Genomic DNA, 12676 nt, shown 5'->3' with positions numbered 1-12676 from the left:
ATTATATCGTTGGGTATTACAGCGCGCTCAGGCCGCATGAATATAACGGCGGGTTACCCCCCAACGAATCGGAAAATCGATACTGGGAAAACTCTAAAGTGGTGGCCAGTTTTTGTTGACCACTACACTCTCCGCGTCAGCAGAAAAATGCAGAACATAAGGAGTTGTTCCAGCAAGCGTTTGTTCAAGTAACTCCGCAACTCGTTTGTTAAATTTATCCAGATCGCTGGTATCTACCTGCACATCAGGTTGATGAGTTCTTATACCCTGTGTTGATGTAGTTACGGACCACAGACAACGGGCAAAAAAACCATTCCCCTGAACACGTGCACCATGTTTTTTCCTGAACAGGACTAACTCATTTCTCTGGGTGATTATAAGCGCCATAAGTCTGGCACTATCAATGGTCAGACGATGCCCTTTACGCTCCACATCAACACTTCCACCATCCCATAGTTGATTAAAAAGAGGCGTATTACCCATCGCCCGCCCATTAAAAATCACACCTCCCTCATCGGAGATTAAACCTGACGTACCTATGCTTTCAACCAGACCCTGGACAATAGCCTCAGGTGTCGCATCACTATAGAGTAGCTTGGGGCGCTTTGGCTTTTTAGGTTGATGGGTAAAGTGCTCTCTCAATTGTTCCTGCTCAAATGTGCTGTCCTCACCTATGTCTGTTTTTTTTCTGATTTGGCGAAGTATGGTCTTTCTGATGGAGCACCATGACTGTGAGTCCGCTTCATAAATATTCATTTCCTCCTCATAGTCCTTCAACTTTTTTTTCTGAAAGTCTTGTATCGGTTTCTGCAGCAGATTGAACACTGCCGTTTTCCTCTCCCCTGATTCAGCCAGAACAATGCTGTAAAGAGACACAGGACTTCTTCTTCCATCACTATGTTCAAACACAACCACAGCCTGAGCGGCGAGTGACATTACCGACAACTGTACTCCTGCGATCAACTCTGCCGGTGCATGCGTTATGGCTTGTGCGGTCTGTGTTACCTTCTCGAAAAGTGGTGGAAAATTAAGTTTCGAGAAATTCGTATTACTCTGGTTCGTGTTCATTTTTATCTCCTGTGAATCCTTTGAATGAAGAGCAGGAGAGCAACTTAAACGTTAAAATTTATGCTGTGAAGCCACCTCAGTGTAATTAGATTGCATCGGACGGAATTAGTTTAAAAGATCAATCCGCAAGCATCGTATAAATTATAAATAATTAGAGCTCGCAACTTCCAATAATTATTTATCAATATCTTTTATTTATAGCTGAGACGCCTCTTACAAAGTGATGACTGATATTAGCCAGCCACCGGCAATATAGTTGATATTTTTTGATTTATTTAAAAACCCTTAGTTAACCAGCCTTATAACTCACCTACCACTTCACTTAATACTACAACCAAAGTTTCGCTCCCCATCTGTAAAACATTTACTTTTCTCTTTAGCAAGATAACTTGAGCGAAATATCAATTCTCTGTAAGCTTCACTTTGCCTACCGTCTTTTGCACTTATGTAATAGCATGGATTGTCAGGTATCTGTACCAGTTCTTTATTTTTAGGATAAATCAAATTAATAGCGCTCATCCATGCTTCACGGATAAGACGAAGCAGTATTCCATTGTCACTCTCAAATGAACCAAGACTATTAAAAGCATCCCGATTGAGCAGAAGTAAAACATGATAGTGTTTTTTATAGCTTGTAGGACAGAACTCCCTTGCCCACACAATACGAGATGAAGTTTCACGTACCCGCTTACCTGCGTTTTTCTGTTTAAGCTCATAGTGCTTTATCTTCGCATTAAGTGAAGCATTGAACCGTGAGATTACAGCGGCATCCGTTCTGGCATAATCATCTGCAATGAGCATATCGCAGAGCGGCCTACGTACTGGCATATGAAGCTCCACTCTTACTGCCAGTGCCCTGGGGTACTCATCCAGCGCTTTATCAATTGTCTGCTCTATCCGTTTTAGCTGATATTTATTTAGAGGCCCATGGGATTTGATATATTTATACTGAATAGTTTCCGGAACCAAGTCTGTTATATTACAATACATAATCTACTCTCACCACTGATTACATCATCTAAATCTTCAATTTACATTACCAACATAAAGTAACTACGTCATGATATTTACTTAGAGTGAATCCTGTTATAACTAACCTATTATCACTTAACAATGACTCTTACACGATCCCTACATAGACAAACGCCATTAGCTATCCACAAATCGCAAAAATGACAATAAAAGAGGAAAGCTATTATTTTTGACAAATTCAAACCACAGCATATTAAATTTTGGTCTGGAGTTATCACATATAATGGATAGTAAAAAACTCAGATAGAATTTAAATCACATCTATATTACCCAACCGAATACAACGTTATTTTATCATCAAAAACATTCAACTCTTGCTCCATCATGAACAAGGGGTTTATTGTGATTAATAAGGAGTTATTCCATGCGATTAGCAAGCCGCTTTGGTGCAGTCAATCTCGTTCGCCGTGATCGTCCATTAACCCGAGATGAACTAGCGCACTATGTTCCGAGTGTGTTCAGCGAAGAAAAACATGAATCTCGTAGTGAGCGATACACCTACATCCCGACCATTACCCTGCTTGATAATCTGCAGCGTGAAGGCTTTCAACCATTCTTTGCCTGCCAGACCCGAGTGCGCGACCAGAGCAAGCGTGAGCACACCAAGCACATGCTACGCCTGCGTCGCGAATGCCAGATTACTGGCAAACAGGTACCGGAAATCATTCTGCTCAACAGCCATGACGGCTCCAGCTCATACCAGATGTTGCCGGGGCTATTTCGTGCAGTCTGCCAGAACGGGCTGATTTGCGGTGAGAGCTTTGGTGAGGTACGTGTGCCGCATAAAGGCAACGTGGTGGAGAAAGTCATTGAAGGGGCTTACGAAGTGCTCGGGATTTTTGACCGGGTAGAAGAGAAGCGCGATGCCATGCAGTCGCTTTTGTTACCGCCACCAGCACAGCAGGCGATGGCGAAAGCAGCATTAACTTATCGCTTTGGTGAAGAGCATCACCCGGTGACAGAATCGCAGATCCTTTCCCCGCGCCGTTGGCAGGATGAGAGTAATGACCTGTGGACCACTTACCAACGCATTCAGGAGAACTTGATGAAAGGCGGGCTATCGGGACGAACGACGAAAGGTAAGCGTGCTCAAACCCGTGCGGTAAAAGGTATCGACGGAGATGTAAAGCTTAATCGCGCTCTATGGGTGATGGCTGAAAATATGCTGCAGCTTGCCTCATGAACCTTTTTATTATCCCTTCCCTCAGGCCTTGCCAATAAACCGGCGAGGCTTTTTGTTTCAAGGAACTGTGATGTCAGAAATCGCATTATCTCCCGCTTTTCCAGTTAACGAACAACGCATCATCCGCCGAGCCCTGCGTCTGCTGGAGAAATATCAGCGCCAGCCGGGAGAGTCATTTACCTCAACCAGCTTCACTAAAACCTGGCTGCAGCTGCAGATGGTGGGTCTTGAGCGGGAAATCTTTATCGTCATGTATCTCGATAACCAGCATCGTTTGCTGGAGCGTGAAACGCTGTTTACCGGCACGCTCAGCCATACGGAGGTACATCCCCGCGAAGTGGTCAAAGCGGCTCTACGCCATAACGCCGCTGCAGTCATTCTGGCCCACAACCATCCATCCGGCGAAACGGAGCCCAGTCAGGCAGATCGGCACATCACAAAGCGGGTAGCGAATGCACTGGCCTTGGTCGAAGTGCGTGTGCTTGATCACCTCGTGGTAGGGGATGACGTGATGTCATTTGCAGAGCGCGGTTGGTTGTAGGTCCGGCAAAATATCAACAAAAGGAAACTTTTATGTCGTTATCTGATTCTCCCCAATGGGGACTGCAAAGTGATATTACCCCCCGCTTTGGTGCAAGGCTGGTACAGGAGGGCAAGCGTCTGCATTACCTGGCTGACAGGGCTGGGTTGACGGGGGGCTTTACCCCGGAGCAACTGCAGAAATTGGATCAGACTTTCCCGCTGTTTATAGATCAACTGGAATCAATGCTGCGTTCCGGTGAGCTAAATCCACAGCAGCAACATCAGGTGATCATTCATCTTACGGGTTTAACCTGCATAGCTGATACTCGTGGCAGCTGCGGCTACGTTTACCTCACTGTTTTTCCAACCGATTAACACCTTCTCTTTTCTTCTTTTATCAGGAGTCATTTATGCACATTTCAACTGTACCGGCCACGGTGCCGGTTTCGTCACGTCTGTCTCCCGTGCAGATTTGGCAGCAACTGCTAACGTATCTGCTGGAGCACCATTACGGACTGACGCTTAACGACACGCCATTCCATGACAACACGGCCATTGAGGAGCATATCGACGCAGGAATAACGCTAGCCGATGCGGTGAATTTTCTAGTGGAACGTTATGAACTGGTACGCATCGACCGGAAGGGATTTTCATGGCAGGATCATACGCCATTCCTCAGCGCTACCGATATTCTCAGAGCAAGGCGAGCTACAGGGATAATGAGCACTTAAATAGTGTCAGTCTCCTTCCCTATCTCTTCCTTTTACTCATCAAAATAGGGTGAAAAAACTTTTAGGCACCTAAATAGGCACCAGCGAAAAGTTGAACTAGTAGTTACCAAAGTAAATTCAATGGATTAAAAACCCAATTCAGACTCCGCCAGCCCACCAAAATTCTCCATCAATGGTTACCAGAGCCACTTGATGAAGTCGAAAGCCCGCATAGCGAAAGTTATGCGGGCTTTTTTGTGGGTGCGATTTGTCCCGCGAAGTCTGAAGCAACTCATTAAATCCGAACCTTTTAGGCACCCTGTCAGGCACCGCATATGGCTGACGCTCTGTTGCCAGTCTTTTACGGCGTCGGCGGCGGAGTTGGTTAGGCCGGGTGATTCCATTGTGCTCGATGCCGGTACCACAATGATTGAACTGGCGCGCCAGATTACTCATCTTCCATTGCGTGTTATCACCAATGACCTTCACATTGCCCTTTTTCTGGCGGAATTCAAACAGATAGAAGTGACCATTATTGGCGGTCGTATCGACGATAGTAGCCAGTCCTGTATTGGTGAACACGGTCGCCGCCTACTGCAAAGTGTCTGGCCTGATTTAGCTTTTCTGAGTTGTAATGCCTGGGATCTTGAGAAAGGCGTCACGTCGCCCACGGAAGAGAAAGCGGCCCTGAAGCGTGATTTAATCGCCAATGCTCGTCGGCGCGTGCTGCTGGCAGATAGCTCTAAATACGGCGCCTGGTCATTGTATAATATTGTCCATCTTGATTCCCTCACCGATATCATTACCGATAGCCATCTCAGTGATGAAACGCGTGCTATTTTGGAAAAAGCCAAACCCCAACTGAAAATGGTGAGTTGATTTTGCCCGGTGGTTTCTGCATCCCCCTCTTGTCATCAGCGAGGTGCGGCAATTAAATAATCCCCGCGCCCTCTTTCCAAAAGGATTGCTCCCTCCGGAACCTAATTGCTCCCCATCAGCGATAAAACACCGGATTATCCCTCACGGAGTGAGCTCAGTAGCGTTTGCGGGATTTCTGCCAGATACAACGCCGGGAGCCCTTCGCTGTCGCTGGTGTATAGCACATGGCGGTTATCCGGCGAGAAGGATGGATGAGGGTGCGTCACTTGCCGATCGCCATCGAGCACCCGCCAGGAACTGTTATGCGCGGCCAGTGGGGCATACTGCCGGGTTTGTGCGTTAAAAATATATAACCACGGATCGTTTTCAATGGTATGGCTGGCGGTATCTTTTACATCGACTGGCGTGCCAGAGCCATCGCCCACCAGCAACGTGCCGTCATGATTGCTCATTAAATGCGAGCAAGCCGGCATCGCCATCAACCGGATATCTTCGCCAGTTTGCGGATCGAAGCGGCGGATTTCACGCTCGTGCCGGCCTTTAAGGTATGAGACATAAATTAATGCTGAGCCATCCGGCACCCAGAACTCATGAGTACAGCTTTCCCCCGTGGCATGTTCCTTCACTTTACGCACGTGGCTGCCATCTTCATTGACCAGCCACATACGGGCATCAACCAGATCGTGCGGGCCTTCATGACAAAACGCGACCGTCTGATCGTCAAACGGGCGATAGATCGGATGCCCAAGCCAGGCCTTGTCTTCGTGAATCACCCGGGAGGTGCCATTGAGCAAATCCACACGCAGCAAACGACAGTGAGGCTGACTGTGATAAAAGGTCTGGAATATTGTCCAGTCCGTCAGGGGCGTCCAGTCGTCACGGCTGATTTCAATGCCGACCAGGCTGGTACATTCACTGTTAGCCACCCAGGTCCCATACCCAACCCACTCTTCAGGCACCTGATAAATCGTCTCTTCACTGTAGTCGGCAAGGGAGACACGCTGCAGGGCACGCTCATTTTTTACGTAGTAGAGAGACTGATCATCCGGAGAGAGAAACCCGCCAAAGGTATTATCCCCTTTGCCTTCGGTCAATTGCACCGCTTTTTGGGTGCGCAAATCGAGCAGGTAATAGTTGCGATTTCCGTCAAACTCACCGGCAAAAAGAAGTTTTCGCCCATCGCGACTAAAGCACTTCTGATAAAAATAGTTACGATGACACAGGACATTGACAGGCGTTAAGCGCGTGACATAAGCGCCGGTGTCTTCATCCCGAAAGGTGTGGAAAGTAAACTGAATCTGCGATCCTTTTGCCATAGCTCACCTCTGAGTAGCAAGAAAGCAGGCCTGTTATTTGACCTGTCGATTAATTGAAATAACATTTCAATAATATAAAAACAAGCTACCATTAAAGGCAATGATCGTCGTCAAGCCTTGCCAAAAATGCCGAAGGGATCACAAAGCGAGCGCTACTTGGTGACAGACGATAATGTCATTATTCAAATTACAATTAATTGTTTTTTAATCATTCATGGCTGTTACCGGCTTCGGGAGATTAAACTGTTACAGATGTAACAAAATTGAACTAAAAATCGCCAACTGCTGCTCTGAATGTGATTATGCTCACGTTTATTCCTTCATTTGACACTTATAAAACCGAATGCCTTAAAAAATAAAACAACGGTTTAATTTATCAACCCAGAGGGTGGGACGGTCATGAACGCAGAAAAACCAATATTACTCAGGCACCAACTGGCTTATGGCGGTGGGAACTTGCTGGGGAGCGGCGCACTGGCGATCGCCGGGATCTGGCTTCTCTATTTCTATACCACCTTCTGCGGCCTGTCGTTGTTAGAGGCATCTGCGATTTTCTCTGTTGCCAGCATCATCGATGCCATCAGTAATCCGCTGATGGGCTATCTTTCTGATAATTTTGGTAAAACACGCCTCGGCAAACGCTTTGGCCGTCGCCGTTTCTTTATTTTACTCGGCATCCCGCTGATGATGTTCTATCCGCTATTGTGGGTTGAAGGTTTCGGCTTCTGGTATTACTTGTCCACTTATGTGCTGTTTGAACTGATTTACACCTCGGTCATGGTGCCATATGAAACCCTGGCCACAGAAATGACCACCGACTTCTCAGCCCGTTCCCGGTTGACGGGTTATAAGGCGATTTTTGGCAAAGTGGCAAACTTTCTCGCGGCATTTATTCCCGGTCAGTTCATTTTGATTTACGGAAAAGAATCAGCACAGCCCTTCTTTTTCACCGCCTTAACCTACGGCGTGATTTTATGCGTCGCGATTGGCTTACTCTATTTCTCGTCCTGGGAGCGACCTACAGAAGAAACGACCCCGGCGAATGAGAAGAAAATGTCACTGGGACAAACAATGCTGACGCTTGTCCGTGATATGAAATCGACTTTCCATCTACGGGTATTCCGCAAACATTTAGGCATGTATTTGTTTGGCTTCGGCGCAGAGTGGTTATTTGCTTCGGTGTTTACCTATTTCATTATCTTTGTATTGCAGTACGACCCGGCGATGGTGGCTGGACTCAGCAGCCTCAACTCGGTGCTGCAACTCTTCTCAACCGCTATTTTCATCGTTATTTGCGTAAAACATGGCTTCTGTAAGCCGTATATTCTGGCACTGGGGATCGTGGTGTTCACCATTATCTGCTACAGCCTGCTCTATTTTCTGCACCTGCCGCATCAGTATGCGACCATCGCAATGCTGACCATTACCGTGATTTTCGGGATTGGTACTGGTGGGGTGTATTACATTCCCTGGACGGTCTACACATTCCTGGCCGATATTGACGAAGCGTTTACCGGCCGGCGTCGGGAAGGGATCTACGCCGGGGCGATGACCTTCTCCGGCAAGCTGATGCGCTCCGTTATCGTCTTTGTAATGGGCGCCATTCTCAGCTTCTATGGCTTCCAGTCTAAATCCCATACCCAGCCAGAAAGCGCGGTCACTGCCATTGCGCTGGTATTCTGTGTGGGGGTTATAGCCCTGGCGCTGATGGCGATTGTGTTCAGTATGCAAATGAAACTGAACCGTAAAACCCATCTGGTTGTCCTCGGCGAGGTCGCCAGAGTGAAAGCGGGTGGAGAGATAAGTCAGGTTGAACCGGCGGTTCGTACGGTGATGGAAGAATTGATTGGCTATCCCTATGAACAGTGTTGGGGCAACAGCAAAGTGTGCCGCAAAATTTTCGCCGAGCCAGCCCATGTGGAGGCGGAACCGCCGCTGAGCCCATCCCGAAACGCCTGACCGCTTACCCTCACTGGCCGGGAAACCGGCCAGCCTTAACGGCAATGCCGTACTGCTAAATGGAAAAAGATTCAGGGTGGGCTGTCAAAATCAAATAACGCATTGATAGCCACTCCCAATCCTTTAGCCAGAACACCCACCACTTCAATAGTAGGATTCCGGACTCCTCGCTCAATACCACTCACATAGGTTCGATCCAGCCCGCATTTGTCGGCAAATGCTTCCTGAGAGAGACCAGACTGTAACCTAAGCCTTTTAAGGTTTGCGCCAAAAAGCGACCTGATGCCAGATGTAGTTTTCATGCTGACAACATGACGCATTGTAGTCTTTCAGCCCACGGACTATAAGTCACATCCATTCATTAGCCTTCTGCTTCCCCTGCACTTCCTCATATAAACAAATGACCGATTCCCCTCCCGCAACGCCTTATTTTTCCGCTTTTTTAAGCCCATTTCTTCTTTTCTGCGCCGCAAAAACGGCCTTTTTTTCTCACATTCCAACAGTGCAAAAACTGTTGACTATGAGCCACATTATTCACGTGCTAGCATACTTAAATGTGACTTATAGTCCACATAACACGTTCACGTAATAGCCGTACCGCCTTGTTTACAGAGTCACTCACACAGTTCATCAGAACGTTGAAAAGGATATGTAGCATGGATATCAGCAACCTGTTTTTGGAAAACAACGCATTTAGCGACGCCGATAACATCATCTGTTCCGGGCATGAAGAGCAGCATGAAAACTATTTTGGCGCGGTCAGTCCTCCCATCATCCAGACCAGTCTGTTTGTGCAGAAAAATTACCAGGCCTACTGCGATGACATGCAGCATGAGGCGGAACGCTTCATCTATTCCCGCGGGCTAAACCCGACAGTTCAGATGGTGGAGGAGAAGCTGGCCCGTCTGGAGCGCGGCGAAGCCTGCCGCTGTTTTGCTTCCGGCATGGGGGCCATCAGTGCGGTATTAATGGCGAACCTGAGCAGCAATGACCACATCATTCTGGTGAATAACATTTACGGCCCAACGATGGCGCTGATCAAACTGATGGCTAAGAAGTTTGGCATCCACTATAGCGTGGTACTGGATGGTAATCTGGAGTCGATCGCCAACGCCATCCACGCCACCACCCGCATGATATACGTTGAATCTCCTGGCACGATGACCATGAACGTCGTGGACCTGGCCGCCATCGCCCGGCTGGCGTCGGCGCATAATATTACCACTGCAATTGATAACACCTGGGCGACTCCGCTGTTTCAAAAGCCGCTGACGTTAGGCTTTGATATCGTCATTCATTCCTGCACCAAATACCTTGGCGGTCACAGCGATCTTATCGCCGGAGCGGTAGTGACGTCGCATGAACGCATGATTGCGATCCGCGATTTCTCGCACCAGCTACTGGGCGCGGTACTGTCGCCGTTTGCTGCCTGGCTGCTGCTGCGTGGGCTGCGCACGTTGCCGGTGCGAATGCAGCGCCATCAGGAGAATGTCGTGCAGGTGATCGAATACCTGAAAACCCGTCCGGAAGTGGAAAATATTCGTCATCCCTCTCTGGCCGATGCGGCACAACGGGCGATTATCCGTAAGCAGATGTTTGGTTTCTCGGGGCTATTCTCGTTTGAAATTCGCGACGGTGGCTTTGCCACGGTGAAAACCTTTATCGACAGTTGCCAGCTCTTTAAAGTCGGCTGTAGCTGGGGTGGATACGAAAGCTTAATCATCTCTCCTAACCGGGGCTATAACGAACCAGCGCTGGCGGCAGACAACATTGCGCCCGGGCTGATTCGCCTGTCCATCGGTCAGGAAAGCCCGGCGATGTTGATTGCCGATTTGGATACTGCATTTGCAGCACTCTCTGCACGGTAAGGAACAACACATGAATGCGCAGAAACAGCCTTCATTTATGTCCGCCGTCTGTTTGCTGGCGGTCATTTTTATTATTTTTGCCATCGGCATTGGCCTGCTGAATTACCCGGTCGAGTTCACCTTAATCTGCATCACCATCGTCACCAGCCTCTATGCCGGGATGTATGGCGGCCACTGGAGTGAAGTGATGGCGGTGCTGGTCGGCAAAATTAAAGATGCGGTGCCCGCGATTTTGCTGCTGCTCTCCATCGGGATGCTGATTGGCTGCTGGATGGTCTCCGGCACCATTCCGCAGATGGTGTTTTACGGCCTGGCGATCATTAACCCGGCGTATTTGTACCTCACCGCGTTCCTCGTCACCGTGTGTATTTCGACGTTTACCGGCACCTCGTGGGGAACGGCGGGCACCATTGGCGTGGCGCTGATGGCAGTGGCCTCGGCGATGGACGTTTCGCTGCCAATCACCGCTGGCGCAGTGATTTCGGGGGCATATTTTGGCGACAAACTCTCGCCGCTGTCGGATACCACCAATATGGCGGCCATCGCCGCCGGAGCGGATTTATACCAGAGCATCCGCAATATGCTCTACACCGCGCTTCCCGCTTTTGGCTGCGCATGCATCGGCTTTTATCTGCTCGGCAACCATCTCGATGGGGGTAACAGCAGCCAGTTGGCCACCATTGAGGTCATGAAATCGTCTCTGTCTTCGCTGTTTTGGCTCAACCCGCTGCTGCTTTCCCCGGCGCTCCTGGTATTTGTTGGCGCGCTCAAAAAATGGGATTCGGTGCTGGTTCTGGTGGCGTCTGCGCTGTCGGGGATTTTGCTGGCGGTTCTGTTTCAGAATATCGCAATGGCCGATATCATCAGCGCCGCGATTAACGGCTTTAAATCGAGCATGCTACCGGAATTACAGGCGCTGTCGATGGACGAGTCCACGGCGAAAAATATCAACGTGCTACTGAATCGCGGGGGCATGTATTCGATGGTGAGCCCGATAGTGGTGATGCTGTGCGCGTTTATCTTCGCCTCGGCGCTCGACGTCTCCGGCGCGCTGGCGGTTATCCTGCGCAGCCTGGTGAAAAAGCTCAACACCATCACCAGAACCATTCTGGCAACGATGTTTACCAGCTCGCTTCTGGTGGCCTGTACCGGCAATGCAGTGATCAGCTTCTTTATCGTCAAAAGCATGTATGACCCGTGTTACAAGGAGAAAAAACTCCATATGGTCAATATGTCGAGGGCGATGGAATCAGGCGCGACGCTGCTGGAAGGGTTGTTCCCGTGGACAATTTCCGGGATGTTTATGGCGAAAACGCTTGGCGTGGCGACGCTGGATTATGCGCCATTTGTCCTGTTTAACCTGGCCTGTCTGCTAATGGCAATTGTGTATGCCATCCTCCCGCGCTGGACTCACTTCGGCACCCGATTTGAAACGGCGGTTGTACAGTAGCGTCAACGAGGAAACGAGGAATAGAACGGAAAGGGCAAGGTGCATCTTGCCCTGTTCGTTTATTTCGACTGCAACATCTTCATCGTGGCGTCGATATCAATCTCATCTTCCGAGAAGATGTGCGTCGTTCCCTGGAAAGTGGTGATAACCAGCTTTTTCAGGGTGCGCATTTCGCCTGGTTTTGGCGCCGCTTTCGGGCGAATGTTGTGCATCAGTGCGCCAACCGACAGCACCGCGTTCTCTTTATCAATCCCGACTTCAGCAGGCACTTCTTCGTTGAAGGAGAGGAACGATTTAATCGCCGTGAGCTTGATACGCTCGCCCGCGATATAAATGTATTTGCTCTCAGGATCGACCTTCACGGCGAACGCCGAGGGGCCTTTATTGTTGGTGGTTGGCTCGAACGTCACCGTGGCGTCTTTCTTAATCAGCTCAGGGTTCGAGACCTTAATCACATGAAAATAGCGGTTCTCGCCGTTTTCATCTTTGATAAAACCGAAACCTTTGTCTTCAAACCAGGTTGTGATTGTCCCGCGCATCGCCATTACCACCTAATAAATCGTTAAACATGTCAAAAATTGCAGCGCGCAGTTTAATGCAGAATCCCTGCGCCGACCATGTCTTTAGTTTAAGTCTGAACGATTATTCGCCAGCGCGCCAGACAACAGGCGGGGAATTAACGCGGAGTG

12 protein-coding genes and 1 pseudogene are annotated in these 12676 nt (G+C 48.9%); 8 read left to right on the top strand and 5 right to left on the bottom strand.

Annotated elements, in window-relative coordinates; all coding sequences use genetic code 11:
- Nucleotides 1-93: 93 nt before the first annotated feature.
- Nucleotides 94-1068, bottom strand: coding sequence for a YfjI family protein (locus MUU51_RS02495; protein WP_258967018.1), 975 nt, complete (start codon nt 1066-1068; stop codon nt 94-96).
- Nucleotides 1069-1386: 318 nt separating this feature from the next.
- Nucleotides 1387-2058, bottom strand: coding sequence for an inovirus Gp2 family protein (locus MUU51_RS02490; protein ID WP_258967017.1), 672 nt, complete (start codon nt 2056-2058; stop codon nt 1387-1389).
- A 406-nt stretch (nt 2059-2464) separates the two neighbouring features.
- On the opposite strand from MUU51_RS02490, the gene MUU51_RS02485 reads away from it, so the two are divergent.
- From MUU51_RS02485 to MUU51_RS02465, 5 genes and pseudogenes are all read left to right on the top strand, one after another.
- The gene (locus tag MUU51_RS02485) at nt 2465-3283 is read left to right on the top strand and encodes a DUF932 domain-containing protein (protein ID WP_050291511.1); all 819 of its coding nucleotides are present in this window, start codon (nt 2465-2467) and stop codon (nt 3281-3283) included.
- 70 nt (nt 3284-3353) lie between these two features.
- On the top strand, nt 3354-3824 hold the full coding sequence (radC, locus tag MUU51_RS02480; protein ID WP_050291512.1) for a RadC family protein: 471 nt from the start codon (nt 3354-3356) through the stop codon (nt 3822-3824).
- 32 nt (nt 3825-3856) lie between these two features.
- Nucleotides 3857-4180 (top strand): type IV toxin-antitoxin system YeeU family antitoxin, encoded by a 324-nt coding sequence (locus MUU51_RS02475; protein ID WP_258967016.1) that lies wholly within the window; start codon nt 3857-3859, stop codon nt 4178-4180.
- Between the two features lie 35 nt (nt 4181-4215).
- Entirely contained in the window at nt 4216-4536 is a 321-nt protein-coding gene (locus MUU51_RS02470) for a TA system toxin CbtA family protein (protein ID WP_125369982.1), read from the top strand.
- A gap of 243 nt (nt 4537-4779) precedes the next feature.
- Nucleotides 4780-5394: pseudogene (locus MUU51_RS02465) on the top strand (DeoR/GlpR family DNA-binding transcription regulator); the annotation flags it as partial.
- A 134-nt stretch (nt 5395-5528) separates the two neighbouring features.
- Here the strand turns inward: MUU51_RS02465 and MUU51_RS02460 are convergent.
- Entirely contained in the window at nt 5529-6710 is a 1182-nt protein-coding gene (locus MUU51_RS02460) for an oligogalacturonate lyase family protein (RefSeq protein WP_159775678.1), read from the bottom strand.
- A 399-nt stretch (nt 6711-7109) separates the two neighbouring features.
- On the opposite strand from MUU51_RS02460, the gene MUU51_RS02455 reads away from it, so the two are divergent.
- Nucleotides 7110-8669, top strand: a complete 1560-nt coding sequence (locus MUU51_RS02455) for an MFS transporter (RefSeq protein WP_159775680.1) — start codon at nt 7110-7112, stop codon at nt 8667-8669.
- Nucleotides 8670-8740: 71 nt separating this feature from the next.
- Here MUU51_RS02455 and MUU51_RS02450 read toward each other — a convergent pair whose 3' ends face one another.
- The gene (locus MUU51_RS02450; RefSeq protein WP_159775682.1) at nt 8741-8971 is read right to left on the bottom strand and encodes a helix-turn-helix domain-containing protein; all 231 of its coding nucleotides are present in this window, start codon (nt 8969-8971) and stop codon (nt 8741-8743) included.
- A gap of 354 nt (nt 8972-9325) precedes the next feature.
- Between MUU51_RS02450 and MUU51_RS02445 the strand changes: the two genes are divergently transcribed.
- The gene (locus MUU51_RS02445; protein WP_258967015.1) at nt 9326-10537 is read left to right on the top strand and encodes a trans-sulfuration enzyme family protein; all 1212 of its coding nucleotides are present in this window, start codon (nt 9326-9328) and stop codon (nt 10535-10537) included.
- Nucleotides 10538-10547: 10 nt separating this feature from the next.
- The gene (gene nhaC / locus MUU51_RS02440) at nt 10548-11987 is read left to right on the top strand and encodes a Na+/H+ antiporter NhaC (RefSeq protein ID WP_159775686.1); all 1440 of its coding nucleotides are present in this window, start codon (nt 10548-10550) and stop codon (nt 11985-11987) included.
- Nucleotides 11988-12046: 59 nt separating this feature from the next.
- On the opposite strand, the gene MUU51_RS02435 is transcribed toward nhaC, so the two are convergent.
- Nucleotides 12047-12532, bottom strand: coding sequence for a cold shock domain-containing protein (locus MUU51_RS02435; protein WP_159775688.1), 486 nt, complete (start codon nt 12530-12532; stop codon nt 12047-12049).
- Nucleotides 12533-12676 lie beyond the last annotated feature (144 nt).

This window comes from Scandinavium manionii, assembly GCF_024764775.1.
In the GTDB taxonomy this organism is placed as follows: Bacteria; Pseudomonadota; Gammaproteobacteria; order Enterobacterales; family Enterobacteriaceae; genus Scandinavium; species Scandinavium manionii.
This window is presented reverse-complemented; position numbering and strand designations above follow the sequence as displayed.